Origin of the sequence: Antarcticimicrobium sediminis (assembly GCF_004348975.1) — a bacterium.
In the GTDB taxonomy this organism is placed as follows: domain Bacteria; phylum Pseudomonadota; class Alphaproteobacteria; order Rhodobacterales; family Rhodobacteraceae; genus Antarcticimicrobium; species Antarcticimicrobium sediminis.
Genome location: NZ_SMFP01000003.1, coordinates 148,362 through 169,056 on the forward strand (window position 1 = coordinate 148,362; position 20,695 = coordinate 169,056).

Here is a 20,695-nt window from a genome sequence, read left to right on the forward strand (position 1 = left end):
CGCGTCAAAGCCATTCGGGGATGGTATCGCGATTTATGATTTCGTCAAAGGTCGGGCGTCGGCGGATAACCGCGAATTGATCCCCATGCACCATCACCTCGGGAATCAGCGGGCGGGTGTTGTATTCGCTGGCCATCACCGCGCCGTAGGCCCCGGCGCTGCGAAAGGCGAGCATATCACCGGCGGCGAGCGGCGGCACCGATCGCTGACGGGCAAAGGTATCGCCGCTTTCGCAGACCGGGCCAACGATATCATACATGTGTTCCTCGACCCCCGGCGCAGGCTCGATCAGGGGGACGATTTCGTGATGCGCCTCGTACATGGCCGGGCGGATCAGGTCGTTCATGGCGGCGTCGACGATCAGGAAATCGCGGCCCTCGCCCTCTTTCACATAGATCACCTGCGATACCAGCAGCCCGGCGTTCCCCGCGATCAGCCGGCCCGGCTCGATCTCGATCTCGCAACCCAGATGGCCCAGCGTGCGTTTGATCAGCGCGCCATAGTCGGTCGGCAGCGGCGGCGCCTCGTTCGAGCGGGCATAGGGGATACCCAAGCCGCCGCCAAGGTCGAGCCGGCGGATGTCATGGCCATCGGCGCGCAGCGTTTCGGTCAGGTCTGCAACCTTTTTGTACGCAATCTCGAAGGGCTCCAACTCGGTCAACTGGCTGCCGATATGCACGTCGATACCAACCACCTTGATCCCCGGCAAGCTGGCGGCATGGGCATAGACGGCGCGGGCGCGGGAAATCGGGATGCCGAACTTGTTCTCGGATTTTCCGGTGGCGATCTTGGCGTGGGTTTTGGCGTCGACGTCCGGATTGACGCGAATGGTGATCGGCGCAACCTTGCCCAAGTCTTGGGCAACCGCGCTGATCACCTCCATCTCGGGTTCGGATTCGACGTTGAACTGGCGCAGCCCGCCCGAAAGCGCGGTGCGGATTTCTTCCGCCGTTTTACCAACGCCCGAGAACACGATCTTTTCGCCCGGCACCCCGGCGGCCTTGGCGCGCAGGTATTCCCCCGCCGAAACCACGTCCATCCCGGCCCCGGCCTGCGCCAGCGTGGTCAGGATCGCCTGATTCGAGGCCGCCTTCATCGCGTAGCAGATCAGGTGGTCGATCCCCTCCAACGCCTCGTCAAACAGCCGATAGTGGCGCAGCAGCGTTGCGGAGGAATAAACATAGAACGGCGTGCCCACGCTGGCCGCGATCTCGGCCAGTGGGACATCTTCGGCGTGCAGGACGCCGCCCCTGTAAAGAAAATGATCCATGTCGCGCGCTTAAGAGAAAGCGCGGCGCAGTTCAATTGCTATTGCATGCAAACCGCTCTCGGACGGGCGGCAAAACCTAAACGACCGGGCGGCTGCGCAAGAACAGGTACAGCGGCAATCCGCAGCTGAGCCCGATGCAGAGGGTCACCGGGATGGCAACAAGGGCGATCCAGTTGCGGCGCACCGCGACCTCGGCAATCACGAAGACGGCGAGCGCGACGGCGGATATGGTCAGATCCCAGACCAGCCCGCTGCTGGCGGCGTTCGCGTTCCAGGCTGCGACCATTCCGGGCAGATCGAACCCGTTTTCCCCGAACCAAGCCCCGAAATAAACCATCGGGTGCACCGCGCCCCAGATCGCCAAAGCCAGATAGATCATGCGCAGGGGCGACATCGGCGGTCTCCTTCTCCCGTTTGCGGGCACGATAGCCTGTCCTCCGCGCAGGGGTCCAGAACTCAGCCCCCGGCGACGGGCCCGACATGCAAGGCGCGGGTCGGCGGGGTCGGTTCGCCATCCACACCGCAGCCCGCCAGCAGCCCGCAGGCCGCCAGCGTCAGAACGACCGCGCGGATCATGCCAGCGCCTCGGTCCAGCGGGCAACCTGTTCCCGCACCCGCTTGGGGGCAGTGCCGCCATAGGACAGGCGCGAATTGACCGAGTTGTCGACGCCGAGCACGGAAAAGATGTCCTTGGTGATGCCGGCATGAACGCCCTGCATCTCCTCCAGCGTCAGATCGGGCAGGTCACAGCCCTTTTTCTCGGCCATGGCAACCAGTGTCCCGGTCACATGGTGGGCATCGCGGAACGGCACCTTGAGCACCCGCACCATCCAGTCGGCCAGATCGGTGGCGGTGGAAAAGCCCGCCCCCGCAGCAGCCGCCAGATGATCGCGGTTGGCGGTCATGTCGCGCACCATGCCCTCCATCGCCGCCAGCGCCAGCATCCAGTTGTCGGCGGCGTCAAAGACCTGTTCCTTGTCTTCCTGCATGTCCTTGGAATAGGCCAGCGGCAGCCCCTTCATCACCATCATCAGCGCGGTATTGGCGCCATAGATGCGCCCCACCTTGGCGCGGATCAATTCGGCTGCGTCGGGGTTCTTTTTCTGCGGCATGATCGACGAGCCGGTCGAGAACCGATCGCTGAGCGCCACGAACCGGAACTGGGCCGAGGACCAGATCACCAATTCCTCGGCAAAGCGGCTCAGGTGCATGGCACAGATCGAGGCGGTTGAGAGGAACTCCAGCGCGAAATCGCGATCCGACACGGCGTCGAGGCTGTTGGCCGAGGGGCGGTCAAAGCCCAGCGCCTGCGCCGTCATCTCGCGGTCGATCGGAAACGAGGTGCCAGCCAGCGCGGCGGCACCCAGCGGGCATTCGTTCATCCGCTTGCGCGCATCGCGCACCCGGGACAGATCGCGCCCGAACATCTCGACATAGGCCATCATGTGATGCCCCCATGTCACCGGCTGCGCGGTTTGCAGATGGGTAAAGCCCGGCATCACCCAATCGGCCCCCGCCTCGGCCTGAGACAAAAGCGCGCGGATCAGGGCCAGAAGCCCGCTTTCGGCGGCGTCGAATTGATCGCGCACCCAAAGTTTGAAATCGGTCGCAACCTGATCGTTGCGCGACCGGCCCGTGTGCAAACGCCCCGCAGGCTCGCCAATCAGGGTTTTGAGCCGCGCCTCCACATTCATGTGGATGTCTTCCAGCGCGGTCGAGAACTCGAATGTTCCTCCCTCGATTTCTGACAAGACCGTGAGCAGCCCTTCCCGAATGGCCTTTGCATCGCTATCGGTGATCACGCCTGTGGCGGCCAACATCGCCGCATGGGCTCTGGAGCCTGCGATGTCCTGCGCCGCCATCCGCTTATCATACCCGATCGAGGCATTGATCGCCTCCATGATCGCGTCTGGTCCGGCGGCAAAGCGGCCGCCCCACATCTGGTTCGAGGATTGATCTGCCATGTCTACACCCGTGGAGGTAATATGCGTCTGTTCCGTTTCCTGACCCTTTATATGGCCCTGCTCTTGGGTGCAAACGCCGCTATGGCCGCCGATCTTGCCACGTTGGAGGGGTTGCGCGCAGGCGACATGAAGAAACTGGTGCTGCACAGCACGCCCAAGCCGGTCTCGGACAAGGCGTTTACCCTTGCCGATGGTGCCGGAACCGGCACGCTGGCCGAGTATCGCGGCAAGTATATCCTGCTGAACTTCTGGGCCACATGGTGCGCCCCCTGCCGCAAGGAGATGCCGATGCTCGCGAACCTGCAGGAGGAATTCGGCGGCGAGTCGTTTGAGGTGGTGACACTGGCCACCGGGCGTAACATCCCGGCCCGGATCAGCAGTTTTTTCGACGAAATCGGGGTCACCAACCTGCCCCGCCATCAAGATCCGAAACAGGCGCTGGCCCGCGACATGGCCGTTCTGGGCCTGCCGGTGAGCGTGCTCATCGACCCGCAAGGTAATGAGATCGGGCGCCTGATGGGGGATGCGGACTGGAATTCCGACAGCGCAAAGGCCATCATCCGGGCGTTGATCGCACCGGCGGGCTGAACGGGCGCACCGGACGCGCTGCAGATCCGGCGCGCGGCGGAGTGTCTGACCCGAGGTTCCCTTTTGACAGCGCCCACTGTCGCGCGGTTTACTCCAGACCGAAGGAGAAGCCATGCCACCGCTACTGCTCATTGCCTTGGGGGGTCTCGGCATCGCGGGATTTGCGCTGCTGCTGCGACTGGCCGGTCGGTCGCGGCGCTGTGTGCTGACGGACGAGATGGCCGAGTCCGCTTGGCTGCGCCACTTCCCCGACGATCCCCTGCGCGAAGTGACCCTCGCCCATGATGGCCATGCTGCGCTGATCCTTTCTGATCTGGGCACCGGGCTGCTTTGGTCCCACGGGGCCGGGACCGTGGCGCGCCGACTGGTGGATTACGACCTGTTTGATCAAGGCGACCACCTGCGTGTCGTGTTCCATGACTTCACCGCCCCCGCCGCGACCATCAAGCTTGACCCGTTCGAGCACCGCCATTGGCTTGACCGGATGCAGGCGTGAACGGGACGCGGGCCTTGCGGTATTCATGGGGATCGCCGTCAAGCGGCGTGGCGGGCGATACGCCCCCGCCCTTGAGCGGCTCAAGATGAACCACCTGACAAGGCCATAGTCCTGTCTAGAGCGGCAGACCCGCGCCCGAACCAAGGAGCTGCGCTATTTCGGCGAGGGAAGTTGAGGCCCCGCCGCGCCCATTTCCCGCACCGGCGCATGACAGGGACAGGTGGTGAGGTGATCGTTCACCATCCCCACCGCCTCCATGAAGGCATAAACGATGGTGGGGCCGCAGAACTTGAACCCGCGCCGCTTCAGATCCTTTGAAATTGCCGTGGACAGCGGGGTGAAGGGCGGCACCTGATCGAGCTGCGCCCAGCCGTTCTGAATCGGCCTGCCCCCGACGAAATCCCACAGATAGCGGTCAAAGCCCTGCTCCGCCTCGATCTTCTGCCAGGCCCGGGCATTGGCGATGGTCGCCTCGATCTTGCCGCGATGGCGGATGATGCCGGGATCAGACAGCAGGCGAGTGACCTCATCCGCACCCCAGCCGCTGATGACATGCGGGTCGAACCCGGCAAAGGCGGCGCGGAAATTGTCGCGCTTTTTCAGGATGGTGATCCAGCTTAGCCCGGCCTGAAACCCATCAAGAACCAGCTTTTCCCACAGTGCGCGGCTGTCCCACTCCGGCACGCCCCATTCGCTGTCGTGATAGTCGATATAGATCTGTTCGGATCCCGCCCAGCCGCAGCGTTCCATGCCTGCCCCTTTTTCCAAACCGCCTCTGGCGGCGTTAATCGCCACGAAAGGAATTTCCCCGACTCTACTCGTGAACTGCAACGGGAATCAAAACGTTATGACCGGACCCGACATCCCCCATCGGCCTTGGGCCGATATCCCCCACGGGGCCGACAGCCCCCTGAACGCGGCCGTCGCGGACCGCGATTCCTCCACGCTCGACATGGTCCGCGCGGCGGTCTGGCACCGGCAATGCCTGCTGGCCTTCCAGCCGGTGGTGCAGGCGACATCCCCGCGCAAGACCGCCTTCTATGAGGGGCTGATTCGCGTCCTTGACGCCACCGGGCGGGTGATCCCCGCGCGCGATTTCATGCCGGCAATCGAGGCCAACGAGCTGGGGCGCCAGATCGACTGCATCGCACTCGACATGGGGTTGCGGGCGCTGGCGGAAAACCCAACACTACGGTTGTCGATCAACATGTCCGCCCGCTCGATCGGCTATGGGCAATGGATGCGGACGCTGGAACGCGCCCTGCGGGCCGATTCCCGGTTGGGCGAGCGGCTGATCCTGGAAATCAGTGAACACTCGGCCATGACCGTGCCGGAACTGGTGATCGACTTCATGGACCGGCTCCAAGGCCACGGCATTGCCTTTGCGCTGGACGATTTCGGCTCTGGCGCCATCGCCATACGGTATTTCCGCGATTTCTTCTTCGACGCGGTCAAGATCGACGGAGAGTTCATTCGCAAGGTCCAGACAGATCAGGAAAGCCAGGCCACCGTGCGGGCGCTGATTGCCATGGCCCGCGAATTCGAAATGCTGACCATCGCCGTCGCCGTCGAAACCCAGGAGGAGTCCGACTGCCTGATCGGGCTGGGAATTGACTGCATGCAGGGCTATCTTTTCGGGGCCCCCACCGTGCATCCGGCCTGGATGGACAAGGCCAGTGCCCGCGCCACCGCCAGTTGAGCCACGCATGCCTCTAGCCGGGGTGCAAGGGCATGATTGCCGCAACTGCACGCTCTCTGTTGCTGCGGCTGCAGCAATCCGGTATCACAACCGCATCGTGGTGGCGGCCCCCGCAGGCGCAAAAGCGCAGCGCCAAACGGGGGAGGAGGCCGCCCACTGGATGGCAAAGGACCGGATCACATGACAAATGTAGTAATTGCATCGGCAGCGCGTACAGGCGTCGGGAGCTTTGGCGGATCATTCGCCAACACCCCCGCCCATGACCTGGGCGCCGCCGTTCTGGAGGCGGTCGTGGCGCGCGCCGGAATCGCCAAGGAGGAGGTGTCGGAAACCATCCTCGGTCAGGTTCTGACCGCCGCTCAGGGCCAGAACCCGGCCCGTCAGGCCCATATCAATGCCGGCCTGCCGATCGAAAGCGCCGCTTGGGGGCTCAACCAGGTTTGCGGCTCGGGTCTGCGCGCCGTCGCGCTTGGGGCAATGCACGTCCAACTGGGGGATGCCAATATCGTCGCCGCTGGCGGTCAGGAAAACATGACCCTTTCGCCCCATGCCGCCGCCCTGCGCGCCGGACACAAGATGGGCGACATGACCTATATCGACACGATGATCCGCGACGGGTTGTGGGATGCCTTCAACGGCTATCACATGGGCCAGACCGCCGAGAACGTGGCCCAGCAATGGCAGATTTCCCGCGAAATGCAGGATGAATTTGCCGTCGCCAGCCAGAACAAGGCCGAAGCCGCGCAATTGGCCGGTCGGTTCGCCGATGAGATCGTCCCCTTCATCATCAAGACCCGCAAGGGCGAGACGGTGATGGACAAGGACGAATATGTCCGCTTCGGCGCCACCATGGCCGCCATGGCCAAACTGCGCCCGGCCTTCACCAAGGACGGCTCGGTCACCGCAGCCAACGCGTCTGGCCTCAACGACGGTGCCGCCGCCGTGCTGCTGATGACCGCCGATGAGGCCGAGAAGCGCGGCATCGAACCACTGGCACGCATCGCCTCCTATGCCACCGCTGGCGTCGATCCCTCGATCATGGGCACAGGTCCGATCCCCTCCTCGCGCAAAGCGCTGGAAAAGGCCGGTTGGTCGGTCGAGGATCTTGACCTTGTCGAGGCCAACGAAGCCTTTGCCGCGCAAGCCTGCGCCGTGAACAAGGAAATGGGCTGGGACCCCGAGATCGTCAACGTGAACGGCGGCGCCATCGCCATCGGTCACCCGATCGGGGCCTCGGGCGGTCGTATCCTGAATACCCTGCTGTTTGAAATGAAGCGCCGCGATGCGAAAAAGGGGCTCGCAACGCTCTGCATCGGTGGCGGCATGGGCGTGGCCATGTGCCTGGAGCGTCCGTAACCAGCGCCCGCACCGAGGATACCAAAGGGCGCCGGTTGGCGCCCTTTTCTTTGGCGGCACCGAAGACAACGCCGAAAGTCGCCGCACCTGCGACAAGATTCCCCACCGTTACGAAAATTTCATCACGAAATATTATTGCGAATTCATAACTTTATGAGTAACAGAGTTACTATAGAGTTTTTTACCCAGAGGAGCCTCCCATGACACGAACAGCACTCGTCACCGGCGGAACACGCGGCATCGGTGCGGCAACGTCCAAGGCCCTGGCCGCAGCCGGCTATTCCGTCGCCGCGACCTATGCCGGCAATGATGAGGCCGCCGCCAAGTTCACCGAGGAAACCGGCATCAAGACCTACAAGTGGAATGTCGGCGATTACGAGGAGAGCAAGGCAGGGATCGCCAAGGTCGAGGCCGATCTGGGGCCGATCGACGTGGTCGTCGCCAATGCCGGCATCACCCGCGACGCCCCGTTCCACCGGATGACCCAAGAACAATGGCAGCAGGTGATCGACACCAACCTCAGCGGCGTGTTCAACACCGTCCACCCGGTCTGGCCGGGCATGCGCGAACGCGGCTTTGGCCGGGTCGTCGTGATCAGCTCGATCAACGGGCAAAAGGGCCAGTTCGGCCAGGTCAACTATGCCGCCACCAAGGCCGGGGATCTGGGCATCATCAAATCGCTGGCCCAAGAGGGCGCGGCCAAGGGCATAACCGCCAACGCCATCTGCCCCGGCTATACCGCCACCGACATGGTGATGGCTGTTCCGGAAAAGATCCGCGAGTCGATCATCGCCCAAATCCCGGTGGGTCGGCTGGGCGAACCCGAAGAGATTGCCCGTTGCGTGGTGTTCCTGGCCTCTGACGACGCCGGCTTCATCAACGGCTCGACCCTCACCGCCAATGGCGGGCAGTTCGTCGTCTGACCTACGCCGGTGTCCGTGCCGACGCGCACAGACAGACGCGAACCGACAACGGAAAGGGCCGACCCAGCAAGGTCGGCCCAATTTACTCTCGAAAGGTTCGGCAAGCAGACGCGATTGTTGATTTCCGCGTCCCGCTGCCGACTGTCTCGCGAAACCGAAAGGATGCCGACCCGGCGGGTCGGCCCACCCAAAGCTCCGCCGCGGTGGTCAGTTCGACAAACGCGTAATCTCTTCTTTCAGTTTGAGTTTGCGTTTTTTCAGGGACGCAACATGAAGTGCGTCAGCGCTGGGGCCGCGCTCAACTTGTTCAACCTCGTGACTCAGGATTTCGTGCTTACGCTTAAGTTCCGTCAGATGCGAACTCAGGTTCATGGCAATCCTCCTGTAAATGTATTGCCAGACAAGTTGAGCATATCCCGCCCCACCTGTCACGCGGCAGGCACATCGGTTTTGTCACAAAAGCGACATCTTGCCGGTTTTCCAAATTTTCGCCGACAGCCTACGCTGGCCAGCGCAGCGCAGCGCCGTCGCGCAAGACCTGCGCGACCTCTGCGCGATAGCTCTCCCCGTCGCGCATATGGTGCGCGCCCTCATGCAGGATCAGCGGCGCATGCAGGCGGAACGCAGCCCGCCCGCCCTTGCGCGCACGCAGAATCAGCAGATCAGGCGCGCGCCCGTCCCGCGCCGCCAACGGCAATACCTCGATCGACCCCAGACGCCCGGCACAGCCCGCGATAAGATCGGGCAAGCGGTCGCTGCGCTGAATCACATGCAGATAGCCACGCGGCACCAGACGGCGCGCCGCCGCCGCCACCCAGTCGGCCAGTGGCGTCGCCTCCCCCAAGGCGGTACGTCGCCCCGGATCTGTCGCCGCCACATGGGCACCGGCGCGAAAATAGGGCGGGTTGGCGATCACGTGATCGAACTGCCGTTGGCGCAAATCAGGCGGCAGTTCGCTCAGATCTCCGCAGACCACCTTGAGGTCGAGACCATTTTGTACAGCATTGCGCCGCGCAAGATCCGCATAACCCGGTTGCAGCTCGACCCCAGCCAGCGCCAGATCCGGCACCCGTGCGCCCAGCGCCAGAATCGCCGCGCCCCCGCCACAGCCCAGCTCCAGCACAGCCTGGCCCGGTCGCGCCGGAACCGCGGCGGCCAACAGCAGCGGGTCGACCCCGGCGCGATAACCCCGGCGCGGCTGGTGCAGGACAATCCGTCCGCCCAGAAACACGTCGCGGCTCAGCTCGTCTTCGCTAAATACGCTCACCGGCCCAGTGGCACGTCATTGTCGCGCATCACCCGCAGCGCGGCGTCGTAATCGACATCGCGCACCATCATCCGGCGCGGGAAAATTCCGATCCCACCTTCCAGAACGCTCATATTTACGTCCATTTCAAAGCAGTCTATATCCTCACCTCCAAGAAGGGCGGAGGCAAAGGCCATGACGGTCGGGTCGGTGCTGCGCAGAAGTTCCTTCATGACACCGGATGTAAGGGTAAGCCACGCATGATGTCGAGCCTTTGGAACAAAGCAAGATGAACATACCTATGGCCACTAAACCACATGACCGTCTCGCCGCCGCGCTGAACAGTGATCTGGAGGCGGTCGACGGGCTGATCCGCGCCCGCATGCATTCCGACAACGCCCCGCGCATTCCCGAGGTCACCGCCCATCTGGTCGAGGCCGGCGGCAAGCGTCTGCGCCCGATGCTGACGCTGGCGGCGGCCCGCCTGTGCGGCTATGATGGCGCGCATCATCTCAAACTGGCTGCGACGGTCGAGTTCATTCACACCGCCACGCTGCTGCATGACGATGTCGTGGACGAAAGTGAAAAACGCCGGGGGCGGCCCACCGCCAACCTGCTGTGGGACAATAAATCCAGCGTGTTGGTCGGCGATTACCTGTTCTCGCGCTCGTTCCAGTTGATGGTTGAAACCGGCAGCCTGCGGGTGCTGGACATCCTCGCCAATGCCTCGGCCACCATTGCCGAAGGCGAGGTGTTGCAGATGACGGCGGCGACCGATCTCAACACCGGGGAAGATGTCTATCTCAAGATCGTGCGCGGCAAGACGGCGGCGCTGTTCTCGGCCGCGACCGAAGTGGGCGGCGTGATTTCAGACGCCCCGGAAGACAAGGTTCAGGCGCTTTTCGCCTATGGTGATGCGCTGGGGATCGCGTTCCAGATCGCCGACGACCTGCTGGATTATCAGGGCGACAGCGGTGCCACAGGCAAGAATGTCGGAGATGATTTCCGCGAACGCAAACTGACCCTGCCAGTGATCAAGGCCGTGGCGCAGGCCACCCCGGAAGAACATGCCTTTTGGCAGCGCACGATCGAAAAGGGCCGTCAGGAAGACGGCGATCTGGAGCACGCGCTGAGCCTGATGGCGAAATACGACACGCTCAATGCCACCCGAACGGATGCCGAAAGCTGGGCGGCCAAGGCACAGGCGGCGCTCGCCCCCCTGCCCGACCACGAGCTGCGCGCCATGTTGCACGATCTGGCCGCCTATGTGGTGTCGCGCCTGTCCTGAGCGCGCCCGCCGCTCAGGCGAATCTCAATCCATAGGTCAGGCAGATCCCTGCCTTTGTCTGACCCCAGTCTTTTCTGGCGCCCGTCTTTTTCTGGCTGAAAATACTCTCGCCGAAGGCCGCGCCCCAAAGGGGCGCCCGCGATCACACCTCAATGCTGCCGATGCTGCGGGTCGCATGTGCCCACCAACCGGGCTGCGCCGCCGCGATCTGTGCCGCCGCCTCCCGGGCCTGAGCGTCGCTCTCGAAAATCCCGAAACAGGTGGCGCCCGAGCCGGACATGCGTGCCAACCGGCAGCCGTTTGCATGGCGCAGAGCCGCCAGCACGTCGCGAATCACCGGTGCAGTGGCGATCGCCGGGGCTTCCAGATCGTTGCGCTGCTCCGCCAGCCACGACAGGAACGCCGCCCGTGACGGCCAATGCAGCCTCTCTGCCATCGCCGGATTCTGTTTCCGTGCCAAGACCCGGAATATATCGGGTGTCGGCACCTGCACCCCGGGATTGACCAGAACCAGCGCGAAAGCCGGCACTCCGGAAACCTGCTCCAGCACATCCCCGATCCCGCGCATCCGTTGCGGCCGCTCAGACAGGCAGACCGGCACATCCGCCCCCAGCTCTGCCGCGCGGGCCTGACCGCCGCAGGTCCGCAGCACCGCCGCCGCATCCGCCGAGCCGCCGCCAATCCCCGCCCCGTGTGGCAGCTGCTTGTCCAACCGGATGTTCAGAGGCATTCCCGCCAGCTCTGCCGCGCGCCAGACGAGGTTGCGCCGGTCCTCGGGCACCCCCTCGGCAAAGGGGCCGGTCACTTGCAAACTTGTCACGGCAGAGGGGGTGAGCCACAGGTGATCCCCCAGCTCGGTAAAGACCACCAGCGAATCAAGCAGATGATAGCCGTCGGCGCGCTGGCCGGTCACATGCAGGGTCAGGTTGATCTTGGCCGGTGCGACAGCCTCAGTCGCCATTGGCCACTTTCAACGGTGCGGCCCCCTCTTCGGCCAGCACCCGGTCCAGCCCCACCTCCAACTTGCGCCGGATGCGGTCGGGATCGGCCTCGCCGTCGGCATCGTCGGGATCGACAAAGGACAGCGCCCGGCGCCACTGGAATTCCGCCTCGCGCGCGCGGCCAACCGCCCAATAGACATCGCCCAGATGGTCCGTCACCACCGGGTCCACCGGCATCAGTTCGACGGCATGCTCCATATGCGCCACCGCCTCCTCATAGCGGCCCATCCGGAACAGGACCCAGCCCAGCGAATCGACGATAAAGCCACTGTTGGGTTGCGCGGCCACCGCGCGTTCAATCATGTCCAGCGCCTCGTCGAGACTTTCCTGCTTCTCGACCAGAGAATACCCGAGATAGTTCAGAACCTGCGGCTGATCCGGGTTCAGCTCCAGCGCATGGCGAAAATCGGCTTCGGCCTGCGGCCATTGCTCCAACCGTTCAAGGCTGATGCCCCGGGCATAGAGCATGAACCACTGCGACGGCGCGCCCTCTTCGGTGTATTCGAGCGCCTTGTCATAGGCCGCGACCGCGCCTTTGTAATCCTCTTGCTGGCGCAACAGATCGCCCAGCGCATTGTGCACGACCGGCAGCGTGGGGTAATCCCGCGCCAACTGTCCCAGCACCTCGATGGCGGCATTCGGCTTGCCCGCGCGGCGCAGCGCATCGGCGCGGCCCAGTTCGGCCGCATGACGATCCGGGCTGGTGGCGGGCACCTTCTTGTACGTTTCGACCGCCAGATCGTACTGTCCCAGCCCATCCAGCAAATCGGCGCTGAGCAAAAGCGCGTCAATGTGCGCGGGACGCAGATAGTTGGCGATGCGCACATAGATCAGCGCATAATCATCGGCCGCCTCGCCATTCAGCGCGGCACCAACGGAAAAGAACACCTCGGCCATCCCATCGCGAGTCGTGCCGATCAGATCGAACGGCAGCTGCTCGCCCGCAGCCAGAGCGTCGGCCATCGCCGTCAGCCCGGGATCGAACGCCGCGCCAAAGGCATCGGTCATCATTTCCAGCGCCTCGGGATTGCGCCCCAGTTGGGACAGGATCTGCGCCCGTGCGATCACCGCGCGTCGCGACATCCCGCTCAGGCCCGATTTCCGGTCGGCATAAATCGCCTCGGCACCCTCGAAATCGCCGACCATCGCCAGCGCCAACGCCTTGTGATACAAGGCGAAACTGCGCAGGCCATTCTCTTCGGCGACCTGATCGAACCGCTCCAGCGCCTTGGCGACAGAGCCGGTCCCGATATAGGCCCAGCCCGCCAGCAACCCGTCGACCAGCGGTCCGATGCCGCCATCCTCGTTGTCGGCCTTCAGGAACGGGTCAAACTCGCCCCGCACAACCCGGTCGGCGGCGATCACCATCCGCGCCGCCTGATTGCGCAGCCCTTCGGCCTCCATCTTCTGCGCGATGGGCAAGGCCCGGTCGATCCGGCCCAGCGCCAATTGCGAGATGATGACGTTTTCCATCAGCCCGACGTTGCCGGGATCGCGGCTGAGCGCCCGGGTGAAATAGCTGGCGGCCTGCTCGAAATCGCTATCGAACAGCGCGTGGCGCCCGGCCAGATACGACCCGGCACCCGATTGCGCCAAAAGCGGCGCCGGAAGCGCCATGGCAGCGACCACAAGCGCGGCAGCCGCGCGACGAACTAGGGATTTCACCAAGACCTGCCTCTTTATTTTGACCGCCTTCACGCTAGGCGCAAGTCCCGGCAAGGGCAATGGCGCGTGCCCCGTCAGCCATGCGATTGCGGCAATCCGCTACATATTGGGGTAATTCGGCCCGTCGCCGCCCTGCGGAGTGGCCCAGTTGATGTTCTGGCTGGGATCCTTGATGTCGCAGGTCTTGCAATGCACGCAGTTCTGGAAGTTGATGACAAAGCGCGGGTCCTTGCCCGCCTCCTCGACAATCTCATAGACCCCGGCCGGGCAATAACGCTGCGCCGGCTCTGCGTATTTCGGCAGGTTCACCTTGAGCGGGATCGAAGCATCCTTGAGTTGCAGGTGACAGGGCTGATCTTCGGCGTGATTGGTAAAGCTGAACGAGACATTGGTCAGCCGGTCAAAGCTGATCTTGCCGTCCGGTTTGGGATAGTCGATCGGCTTGAAATTTGCCGCCTCGCCCGTGGCTGCCGCGTCGCTCTTGCCGTGGCGCAACGTCCCGAACAGCGAAAAGCCCAGCGTGTTGGTCCACATGTCCATCCCGCCCAGCGCCAGCGAGGGCAACAGCCCCCATTTCGACCACATCGGCTTGACGTTGCGCACCTTTTTCAGATCGCTGCCGATGGCGCCGCTGCGCACTTCGGTTTCATAGGCGGACAACTCATCGGCGCTGCGCCCGGATTGCAGCGCCTCAAAGGCGGCCTCGGCTGCGGCCTTGCCCGAAAGCATGGCGTTATGGTTGCCCTTGATCCGCGGCACGTTGACCATGCCCACGGAACAGCCCAGCAGCGCCACACCCGGCGCCACCATCTTGGGCATCGACTGCCAGCCCCCCTCGCTGATCGCGCGCGCCCCGTAAGCCACCCGCTTGCCGCCTTCCAACAGGTCGGCCACGATCGGGTGATGCTTGAACCGCTGGAATTCCATGTAGGGGAACAGATAGGGGTTTTCGTAGTTCAGGTGCACAACGAACCCGACATAGACCTGATTGTTTTCAAGATGATAGATGAACGATCCGCCACCAGCGTTGCTGCCCAACGGCCAGCCCATCGTATGGGTGACGGTGCCCTCGCGGTGCTTGGCCGGGTCGACCTCCCAGATCTCTTTCATGCCAAGGCCGAATTTCTGCGGGCAATGGCCCTTGGACAGATCGTACTTGGCGATCACCTCCTTGGCCAGCGACCCGCGCACCCCTTCGGACAGGAACACGTATTTGCCGTGCAGCTCCATCCCGGGCTCGTAAGACGGTCCGGGGGTGCCATCTGCGTTTTTGCCGAACTCGCCCGCGACCACGCCTTTGACCTCGCCCGCGTCGCCATAGACCAGTTCCGAGCACGACATGCCGGGGAAGATCTCCACCCCCATCTCTTCGGCCTGCTCTGCCATCCAGCGGCAGACATTGCCCATCGAGACGATGTAATTGCCGTGGTTGCTCATCAGCGGCGGCATCGGCCAGTTGGGCACGCGGATCTTGCCCGCCTCGCCCAGCATGTAGAAGTTGTCTTCCTTGACCGGCACGTTCAGCGGCGCGCCCTTTTGTTTCCAGTCCGGGATCAGCGCATCCAACCCACAAGGGTCCAGCACCGCGCCAGACAGGATATGCGCGCCGACCTCGGAGCCCTTTTCCAGCACGACGACATTCAGCTCGGCATCAAGCTGTTTCAGACGGATCGCCGCCGACAGGCCCGCAGGACCCGCCCCAACGATCACAACGTCATATTCCATCGCTTCGCGTTCTATGTCGGCCATCAAGGGGCTCCCTGGCTAAATCAGTCGTCATACCCGCGCGCGGGGCAATTTTCTTTCGCGGCTGAATACCCTTTGTCGCAGGGCGAGGTCAATCGCAACACCACGTAAATCCGCTGCAGTGCAGAAAAGACGCTGCGGTCAGACTCCGGCGGTCTCTCGCAACAGATAGCGCGACCTGCAACGCTTGTCTCCGGGCTTGTTGTCGGGATGTGCAGATGCTGCATTGAACCGTGACAGCCGTGCAAATGCTGGCGCGGCTATCTTGAGCGCCATCTAGCGTGTCCCGCCCTCCTCTCCCGGAGTCTGATTCGCGGCACCAACCACCGACGGTGGCGTCTTGCTAAAGCCCCTCGCGCAGGCCATTTCCCGCGCAACCCGGGCGAGAGCCAGCGAAATCCACCCTGTTGCGCTGAAATGCTTGTGGACAGCCCGCCTGTTCCCCTTGCAATCGCCCCCCGCATTGGGTCAGGTATTCGTCAACCCAATCCGTCGCCCCGGCGCATCGCGCGGCGGGGCGCTGCATTTTGCGTGGATGAACACTAATTTTCGTGGATGAACACTATGGAAAAAATTCTGATGACACCGGCGGGCCACGCCGCGCTCGAAGTCGAACTGAAACACCTGAAGTCGGTCGCGCGCCCTGAGATCATCCGGGCGATCGCCGAGGCGCGCGAGCATGGCGACCTGTCGGAAAATGCCGAATACCATTCGGCCCGCGAGAAGCACTCCTTTATCGAAGGCCGTGTCAAAGAGATCGAGAGCATCCTGTCGCTTGCCGAGGTGATCAACCCGGCCAAGCTTTCGGGGGCGATCAAGTTCGGCGCCACCGTGACACTGGTGGACGAAGATACCGACGCCGAAAAGACCTGGAAGATTGTCGGTGAGCACGAAGCCAATATCGAAAGCGGCTTGCTCAACATCAAATCCCCCATCGCCCGTGCCTTGATCGGCAAGGAAGAGGGAGACAGCGTCGAGGTCCGCACACCGGGTGGCGTGCGGTCCTACGAGGTGCTGAAAATCATCTTCGCCTGAAATCATCTACGCCTGACGGAGCACGTCCATGGCCGGTCCAACGCCTGACCCAAACAAGGCCCAAAGCACCCCTCTGGGCATGTATGACCGGCCCAGCCGGCAGCAGGTCACCGGAATCGAGATTTCGGCCATCGCGCTCAGTCTGTTGTGGTTGGCGGGCGCCATCGTGTTCCTTTTCGCCGTGCCTGCGGGCAGCGACGGGATCGACGGGCTGCGCTTTATCATCACCCTGCTGGCGGTATTCCTGCCGGTGGCGATGATCTGGGTCGCCGCCACCGCCGCCCGTGCCAGCCGCGTGATGCGCGAAGAAAGCCGTCGCTTGCAGATCGCCATCGACGCCATCCGCCAGACCCTGATCGCACAGCAGCAGCGCGGCGCGAGTCAACCCGATGGCTCGGTGGCGAAGAAGCTGGATGAGATCGCGGCGATCACTAAAAAGACCGAGGCGGCACTGGCGATGTTCCATTCGAGCCGGGCGGTTGCGGGGGCAGCACGACCGGTGGTTGCGATGGTCGCCCCCAGCCGGACGGACGCGCCCGAAGATCAAGGCGCGCTGGAGCTGGGCACACCAGCCGAGGCGCTGTCGCCGCCGCTGCCGCATGCGGATTTCATCCGCGCCCTGCACTTTCCAGAAACCGCCGAGGACGAGGCCGGTTTTGCCGCCCTGCGCCGCGCGCTGAAGGACCGCAAGGCCGCCCAACTTATCCAAGCGGCACAAGATGTGCTGACGCTGCTGAGCCAGGACGGCATATATATGGATGACCTGTCCCCGGACCGGGCCCGGCCCGAGGTCTGGCGGCAGTTCGCACAAGGCACCCGTGGCCGCGTCGTGGCGGCGCTGGGGGGCGTGCGCGACCGCTCTTCGCTGGCGCTGAGTGCGGCGCGGATGAAGCAGGATCCGATCTTTCGCGATGCTGCCCACCACTTCCTGCGCCGGTTCGACCAGACCTTTGCCGAATTCGCGCAGGAGGCCAGCGACGAGGAGATCACCGCGCTGGCAGAGACCCGCACGGCGCGGGCCTTCATGCTGCTGGGTCGGGTCGCGGGCACCTTCGACTGATCCGCGACCGGAACGTTTGGCGGCCGCTCGCCACCCGCTCAGGCGGTCAGACCCATTTGGCCAATGGTGGCAGGCTCATCAGCACGGCATTGGCGTCGTGGCCGGTTTCAAGGCCGAACTTGGTGCCGCGATCATAGACAAGGTTGTATTCGGCATAGAGGCCGCGGTGGATAAGCTGGGTGTCGCGGTCGGCCTCGGAAAAGCTTTGACTGCGGCGTTTCTCGACCAGCGGCACAAAGGCAGGCAGGAAGGCGCGACCGATGTCCTGGGTCAGGGCAAAATCCGCCGCCCAGTCATTGGAGCAATAATCATCCATGAAGATGCCGCCGACCCCACGGGCGCGGTGGCGGTGGGGAATATAGAAATATTCGTCCGCCCAGTCCTTGAACCTTGGGTAATGCGCCGCGCCGTGCGGGTCGAGATGCGCCTTTTGTGTGGCGTGAAAATGGGCGGTGTCGGCGTCGTATTCGATGCAGGGGTTCAGGTCGCTGCCGCCGCCGAACCACCAGGCATGCGGGGTCCAGAACATCCGGGTGTTCATATGGACCGCCGGAACATGGGGGTTTTGCATATGCGCCACCAGCGAGATGCCAGAGGCCCAGAACCGGGGATCGCCCGACATGCCCGGCAGCCCCTTGCGCGCCATCATGGCGGCTTGGGCACGCTCGCCCAGCGAGCCATAGACGGCAGAGACATTGACGCCGACCTTCTCAAACACGCGCCCGCCGCGCATCACGCTCATCAGACCGCCGCCGGCATCGGAGCCGTCGTCAGAGGCGCGCTTGGTCTCGCTCACCTCGAAACGAGCGGGGGCGGCATCCGACAGCGGGCCGGTGCTGTGGCTGTCCTCCAGCGCTTCGAAGGCGGCGACGATCTGGTCGCGCAATTGCCGGAACCAGCCGGATGCGGTGGCTTTCTCAGTGTCGAAATCGGTGCTCATCTGGGTCTTTCCCCCGGCTGTCTGGTCTGGGGCGCCAATCTAACCGCAGGGGCGGCGGCGGCCAGTGGTTTCAGGCGCAGGTCACGATATGACGCATCCCCGCCGCGTCAGTGCGCGGGGGCCGCCACCGGGTCAAGCAGGGTGCGGCCGCCGTCAAGGGTGAGGATCTGGCCGGTCATGAACCCGGCGGCCTCGGAGGCGAGAAATTGCACGGTATCGGTCAGTTCCGAAGGGGAGGCGATGCGCGCCAGCGGGGTGTGATCCTCGATGTCCTGACGAAACCCGCGATTTTCCTTCAGCGTGGATTTGAGCGAGGCGCTCATCACCGAGCCGATGGCGACGGCATTGACCCGAATCCGGTGCGGCGCCAGCGCCACCGCCAGTGAACGGGTCATCTGATCAAGCGCGGCAGAGCTGACGGAATAAGCCAGAAGGTCGGGATGGGTGCGGCGCGCGGCGATCGAGCTGAGATTGATGATGGCGCCGGCCCCGGCACCGCTGTCGTCCTCGCGGGTGCTGGCCTGTTTGATCATGCGTTTGGCGACCATCTGGCTAAGCCGCAGCGCGGGCATCAGGTTCTGGCTGAGCAGCACGTTGACCGAATCGTCATCGGGGTCGAGCGGGTCCGAGGGGATCATCTGGCGCGCGCCGTTGACCAGAATGTCGATCTGATCGAAGGCGTCCAGCGTCGCCGAAATCAGGTTGGTGATGGTCAACCGTTCCCGCAGGTCGCCGGCAAAGTAGCGGACATTACTGTCTTCGGCCCGTTCGCCCAACTCGTCGATCAACCGCGCCTCGTCCATGTCGGCGAACATGACGTTGGCGCCTTTTTCGGCGAACTGACGCCCGATGGCCAAGCCGATGCCGTTGGCGGCACCGGTCACGATGGCGGTCTTGCCGGCGATGGAAAAGGACATGAGGGCTCTCCTTGCGGGATGGGGCCTTGGGGGATGATGGGGGTCGGCGCGATCAGCGGCGCGTGCGGCGGGGCTGGGCGGCGTAAAGCACCTTGAACCGGGTATCGCCGGCAATTTCTTTCGTTTCGGCGAAAGCGGCGTCGAGCGCGGCCTCGTAGGGCAAGTGGCGGTTCGCCACCAGCCAGAGCTGGCCGCGTGGGGTCAGCAGCCGTGCGGCCGCCTCGATAAAGCTTTGCCCCAGCGACGGCTCGGCAGCGCGGCCGGTGTGAAAGGGCGGGTTCATCACCACCGCGTCAAGCGGGGGATTGGCACGAAAGAGGGTCGCGTCGCTCCAATGGAAGCGGGCGCGGGGATCGGCGGCGTTCTGCATCGCGCAGCCCAGTGCGATGCGGTCAGCCTCGACCAGATCAAGCGTTTCGAGACGCGCATCGGCCAACAGCCGCGCCGAGAGATAGCCCCAGCCAGCCCCCAGATCGGCGACATGGGCGCCAAGATGCTCTGGCAGCGCCTCGGCCAGCATGCGCGAGGCCGGGTCGATCCCGTCGGCGGAGAACACCCCCGGCGCGGTAACAAAGCCATCGACACGCTGTGCGTCGGGGGCGATCCAGTCGGCAAAGGCGGCGCGGTCAAACCCGGGCTGATCGGTGCGGAACCAGAAGATCCGGCCATGCGATTTCGACAGCGACCCGTCAAGCGTGGTGCGTTTGCGCACCTCGCGCATCAGGCTGTCGGCACCGTCGGTCTTGGCCCCGTCGATGATCACCACCCCGTCGGTCTGGCTGGCGGCGCGGGCGATCAGATCCTGCGCCTGTTTCTTGGCCCGTGGCAAAACGACCAGCGCGGCGGCGAAACGATCCGTCTGGGGCACCATCCAGTCGACCGTGAAGCCGCTGGCGGCAAGGGCGTCGTGATCGGGGCGGAACGGTTGCACCAGCAGCGCCTGCTCGCGCGGCAACGCGGCAAGATCATCCCCGGCGCGCGGGTTGAACACGACGATCGGGCCGCTGGTCGGCAAGAGCAGACCGCCCTGATCGATGGCGAGGGAAAGACGCGCGGACACGAGGCTTCTTATTCCTCTTTTTCCATGGTGCATTGCAGCGGGTGCTGATGCCGGCGGGCGAAATCCATCACCTGCCCCACTTTGGTTTCGGCGATTTCATGGGTGAACACGCCAACCACGGCGACGCCTTTCTTGTGCACGGTCAACATCACCTCGAACGCCTCGGCATGGGTCATGCCAAAGAACCGCTCCAACACATGGACGACGAATTCCATCGGCGTGAAATCATCGTTCAGCAGCAGCACCTTGTAGAGCGGCGGCCGCTTGGTCTTTGGTCGTGTCTTGAGCAGGGTCGAGGCGTCGCCCTCGCCGTCCGGCTTGTCGGTCATCATCAATGGCTGTAGCAGCATCGCGAAGCTTCTCGTCCGGTTGTGGTCTGTGCGGAGACTGATCTGCCATGTTATATACCGCTTTGGCCGGATTAGAAAAGGGATAGCGGAC

The 20,695-nt window shown here is 63.8% G+C and carries 22 protein-coding genes; 8 read left to right on the forward strand and 14 right to left on the reverse strand.

Annotated features, from left to right (window positions below):
- Positions 1 to 4 precede the first annotated feature (4 nt).
- The 3 genes from lysA to argH all read right to left on the reverse strand — a co-directional run bounded on the left by lysA (position 5) and on the right by argH (position 3,234).
- Positions 5 to 1,270 (reverse strand): diaminopimelate decarboxylase, encoded by a 1,266-nt coding sequence (lysA, locus tag E1B25_RS06230; protein ID WP_132827901.1) that lies wholly within the window; start codon positions 1,268 to 1,270, stop codon positions 5 to 7.
- Between the two features lie 76 nt (positions 1,271 to 1,346).
- Complete coding sequence (locus E1B25_RS06235) at positions 1,347 to 1,664, reverse strand: DUF2834 domain-containing protein (protein ID WP_132827902.1); 318 nt, start codon at positions 1,662 to 1,664, stop codon at positions 1,347 to 1,349.
- A 178-nt stretch (positions 1,665 to 1,842) separates the two neighbouring features.
- Positions 1,843 to 3,234, reverse strand: coding sequence for an argininosuccinate lyase (argH, locus tag E1B25_RS06240; RefSeq protein WP_132827903.1), 1,392 nt, complete (start codon positions 3,232 to 3,234; stop codon positions 1,843 to 1,845).
- Between the two features lie 21 nt (positions 3,235 to 3,255).
- On the opposite strand from argH, the gene E1B25_RS06245 reads away from it, so the two are divergent.
- The gene (locus E1B25_RS06245; protein WP_132827904.1) at positions 3,256 to 3,822 is read left to right on the forward strand and encodes a TlpA family protein disulfide reductase; all 567 of its coding nucleotides are present in this window, start codon (positions 3,256 to 3,258) and stop codon (positions 3,820 to 3,822) included.
- A 112-nt stretch (positions 3,823 to 3,934) separates the two neighbouring features.
- A complete protein-coding gene (locus E1B25_RS06250) occupies positions 3,935 to 4,318 on the forward strand; it encodes a hypothetical protein (RefSeq protein WP_132827905.1) in 384 nt (127 codons plus the stop codon).
- A gap of 153 nt (positions 4,319 to 4,471) precedes the next feature.
- Here the strand turns inward: E1B25_RS06250 and E1B25_RS06255 are convergent, their stop codons facing one another.
- Complete coding sequence (locus E1B25_RS06255; protein ID WP_132827906.1) at positions 4,472 to 5,068, reverse strand: DNA-3-methyladenine glycosylase I; 597 nt, start codon at positions 5,066 to 5,068, stop codon at positions 4,472 to 4,474.
- A 97-nt stretch (positions 5,069 to 5,165) separates the two neighbouring features.
- On the opposite strand from E1B25_RS06255, the gene E1B25_RS06260 reads away from it, so the two are divergent.
- From E1B25_RS06260 to phbB, 3 genes are all read left to right on the forward strand, one after another.
- The gene (locus E1B25_RS06260; RefSeq protein WP_132827907.1) at positions 5,166 to 6,017 is read left to right on the forward strand and encodes an EAL domain-containing protein; all 852 of its coding nucleotides are present in this window, start codon (positions 5,166 to 5,168) and stop codon (positions 6,015 to 6,017) included.
- A gap of 180 nt (positions 6,018 to 6,197) precedes the next feature.
- Positions 6,198 to 7,373, forward strand: a complete 1,176-nt coding sequence (locus E1B25_RS06265; protein ID WP_132827908.1) for an acetyl-CoA C-acetyltransferase — start codon at positions 6,198 to 6,200, stop codon at positions 7,371 to 7,373.
- A gap of 200 nt (positions 7,374 to 7,573) precedes the next feature.
- Positions 7,574 to 8,296, forward strand: coding sequence for an acetoacetyl-CoA reductase (gene phbB / locus E1B25_RS06270; protein ID WP_132827909.1), 723 nt, complete (start codon positions 7,574 to 7,576; stop codon positions 8,294 to 8,296).
- Positions 8,297 to 8,503: 207 nt separating this feature from the next.
- On the opposite strand, the gene E1B25_RS06275 is transcribed toward phbB, so the two are convergent.
- The 3 genes from E1B25_RS06275 to E1B25_RS06285 form a co-directional block, all read right to left on the reverse strand.
- Entirely contained in the window at positions 8,504 to 8,668 is a 165-nt protein-coding gene (locus E1B25_RS06275) for a DUF465 domain-containing protein (RefSeq protein ID WP_132827910.1), read from the reverse strand.
- Positions 8,669 to 8,795: 127 nt separating this feature from the next.
- Entirely contained in the window at positions 8,796 to 9,563 is a 768-nt protein-coding gene (locus tag E1B25_RS06280; RefSeq protein ID WP_132827911.1) for a tRNA1(Val) (adenine(37)-N6)-methyltransferase, read from the reverse strand.
- Positions 9,560 to 9,775 (reverse strand): putative signal transducing protein, encoded by a 216-nt coding sequence (locus E1B25_RS06285; protein WP_132827912.1) that lies wholly within the window; start codon positions 9,773 to 9,775, stop codon positions 9,560 to 9,562. Before E1B25_RS06285 ends, E1B25_RS06280 begins: the two co-directional genes overlap by 4 nt.
- Before the next feature lie 68 nt (positions 9,776 to 9,843).
- Here E1B25_RS06285 and E1B25_RS06290 point away from each other — a divergent pair, with 68 nt between their 5' ends.
- Positions 9,844 to 10,830 carry a polyprenyl synthetase family protein gene (locus E1B25_RS06290; protein WP_425358922.1) on the forward strand — a complete coding sequence of 329 codons (987 nt, stop codon included), beginning with the start codon at positions 9,844 to 9,846 and terminating at the stop codon, positions 10,828 to 10,830.
- 142 nt (positions 10,831 to 10,972) lie between these two features.
- Here E1B25_RS06290 and E1B25_RS06295 read toward each other — a convergent pair whose 3' ends face one another.
- The 3 genes from E1B25_RS06295 to E1B25_RS06305 all read right to left on the reverse strand — a co-directional run bounded on the left by E1B25_RS06295 (position 10,973) and on the right by E1B25_RS06305 (position 15,245).
- Positions 10,973 to 11,791 carry a 4-(cytidine 5'-diphospho)-2-C-methyl-D-erythritol kinase gene (locus E1B25_RS06295; protein ID WP_132827914.1) on the reverse strand — a complete coding sequence of 273 codons (819 nt, stop codon included), beginning with the start codon at positions 11,789 to 11,791 and terminating at the stop codon, positions 10,973 to 10,975.
- Positions 11,781 to 13,448: a tetratricopeptide repeat protein gene (locus E1B25_RS06300; protein ID WP_132828115.1), complete on the reverse strand. Its 1,668-nt coding sequence runs from the start codon at positions 13,446 to 13,448 to the stop codon at positions 11,781 to 11,783. The genes E1B25_RS06295 and E1B25_RS06300 overlap by 11 nt, the downstream gene beginning before the upstream one ends.
- A 147-nt stretch (positions 13,449 to 13,595) precedes the next feature.
- Positions 13,596 to 15,245 (reverse strand): electron transfer flavoprotein-ubiquinone oxidoreductase, encoded by a 1,650-nt coding sequence (locus E1B25_RS06305; RefSeq protein WP_132827915.1) that lies wholly within the window; start codon positions 15,243 to 15,245, stop codon positions 13,596 to 13,598.
- Positions 15,246 to 15,806: 561 nt separating this feature from the next.
- Here E1B25_RS06305 and greA point away from each other — a divergent pair.
- Both greA and E1B25_RS06315 read left to right on the forward strand, forming a co-directional pair.
- Positions 15,807 to 16,277 carry a transcription elongation factor GreA gene (gene greA / locus E1B25_RS06310; RefSeq protein WP_132827916.1) on the forward strand — a complete coding sequence of 157 codons (471 nt, stop codon included), beginning with the start codon at positions 15,807 to 15,809 and terminating at the stop codon, positions 16,275 to 16,277.
- Between the two features lie 28 nt (positions 16,278 to 16,305).
- Positions 16,306 to 17,337 carry a hypothetical protein gene (locus E1B25_RS06315; RefSeq protein WP_132827917.1) on the forward strand — a complete coding sequence of 344 codons (1,032 nt, stop codon included), beginning with the start codon at positions 16,306 to 16,308 and terminating at the stop codon, positions 17,335 to 17,337.
- 46 nt (positions 17,338 to 17,383) lie between these two features.
- On the opposite strand, the gene hemF is transcribed toward E1B25_RS06315, so the two are convergent.
- The 4 genes from hemF to clpS form a co-directional block, all read right to left on the reverse strand.
- Entirely contained in the window at positions 17,384 to 18,277 is an 894-nt protein-coding gene (hemF, locus tag E1B25_RS06320) for an oxygen-dependent coproporphyrinogen oxidase (protein WP_132827918.1), read from the reverse strand.
- Between the two features lie 107 nt (positions 18,278 to 18,384).
- Complete coding sequence (locus E1B25_RS06325) at positions 18,385 to 19,194, reverse strand: SDR family NAD(P)-dependent oxidoreductase (RefSeq protein ID WP_132827919.1); 810 nt, start codon at positions 19,192 to 19,194, stop codon at positions 18,385 to 18,387.
- A 52-nt stretch (positions 19,195 to 19,246) separates the two neighbouring features.
- Positions 19,247 to 20,254, reverse strand: coding sequence for a class I SAM-dependent methyltransferase (locus tag E1B25_RS06330; protein ID WP_132827920.1), 1,008 nt, complete (start codon positions 20,252 to 20,254; stop codon positions 19,247 to 19,249).
- Positions 20,255 to 20,262: 8 nt separating this feature from the next.
- Positions 20,263 to 20,604 (reverse strand): ATP-dependent Clp protease adapter ClpS, encoded by a 342-nt coding sequence (clpS, locus tag E1B25_RS06335; protein ID WP_132827921.1) that lies wholly within the window; start codon positions 20,602 to 20,604, stop codon positions 20,263 to 20,265.
- Positions 20,605 to 20,695 lie beyond the last annotated feature (91 nt).

Bases quoted from the DNA above. Each gene is read 5' to 3' on its own strand.
- lysA (WP_132827901.1), bottom strand. From the start codon at position 1,270: ATGGATCATTTTCTTTACAGGGGCGGCGTCCTGCACGCCGAAGATGTC.
- E1B25_RS06235 (WP_132827902.1), bottom strand. From the start codon at position 1,664: ATGTCGCCCCTGCGCATGATCTATCTGGCTTTGGCGATCTGGGGCGCG.
- argH (WP_132827903.1), bottom strand. From the start codon at position 3,234: ATGGCAGATCAATCCTCGAACCAGATGTGGGGCGGCCGCTTTGCCGCC.
- E1B25_RS06245 (WP_132827904.1), top strand. From the start codon at position 3,256: ATGCGTCTGTTCCGTTTCCTGACCCTTTATATGGCCCTGCTCTTGGGT.
- E1B25_RS06250 (WP_132827905.1), top strand. From the start codon at position 3,935: ATGCCACCGCTACTGCTCATTGCCTTGGGGGGTCTCGGCATCGCGGGA.
- E1B25_RS06255 (WP_132827906.1), bottom strand. From the start codon at position 5,068: ATGGAACGCTGCGGCTGGGCGGGATCCGAACAGATCTATATCGACTAT.
- E1B25_RS06260 (WP_132827907.1), top strand. From the start codon at position 5,166: ATGACCGGACCCGACATCCCCCATCGGCCTTGGGCCGATATCCCCCAC.
- E1B25_RS06265 (WP_132827908.1), top strand. From the start codon at position 6,198: ATGACAAATGTAGTAATTGCATCGGCAGCGCGTACAGGCGTCGGGAGC.
- phbB (WP_132827909.1), top strand. From the start codon at position 7,574: ATGACACGAACAGCACTCGTCACCGGCGGAACACGCGGCATCGGTGCG.
- E1B25_RS06275 (WP_132827910.1), bottom strand. From the start codon at position 8,668: ATGAACCTGAGTTCGCATCTGACGGAACTTAAGCGTAAGCACGAAATC.
- E1B25_RS06285 (WP_132827912.1), bottom strand. From the start codon at position 9,775: ATGAAGGAACTTCTGCGCAGCACCGACCCGACCGTCATGGCCTTTGCC.
- E1B25_RS06290 (WP_425358922.1), top strand. From the start codon at position 9,844: ATGGCCACTAAACCACATGACCGTCTCGCCGCCGCGCTGAACAGTGAT.
- E1B25_RS06295 (WP_132827914.1), bottom strand. From the start codon at position 11,791: ATGGCGACTGAGGCTGTCGCACCGGCCAAGATCAACCTGACCCTGCAT.
- E1B25_RS06300 (WP_132828115.1), bottom strand. From the start codon at position 13,448: ATGGCGCTTCCGGCGCCGCTTTTGGCGCAATCGGGTGCCGGGTCGTAT.
- E1B25_RS06305 (WP_132827915.1), bottom strand. From the start codon at position 15,245: ATGGCCGACATAGAACGCGAAGCGATGGAATATGACGTTGTGATCGTT.
- greA (WP_132827916.1), top strand. From the start codon at position 15,807: ATGGAAAAAATTCTGATGACACCGGCGGGCCACGCCGCGCTCGAAGTC.
- E1B25_RS06315 (WP_132827917.1), top strand. From the start codon at position 16,306: ATGGCCGGTCCAACGCCTGACCCAAACAAGGCCCAAAGCACCCCTCTG.
- hemF (WP_132827918.1), bottom strand. From the start codon at position 18,277: ATGAGCACCGATTTCGACACTGAGAAAGCCACCGCATCCGGCTGGTTC.
- E1B25_RS06325 (WP_132827919.1), bottom strand. From the start codon at position 19,194: ATGTCCTTTTCCATCGCCGGCAAGACCGCCATCGTGACCGGTGCCGCC.
- clpS (WP_132827921.1), bottom strand. From the start codon at position 20,604: ATGCTGCTACAGCCATTGATGATGACCGACAAGCCGGACGGCGAGGGC.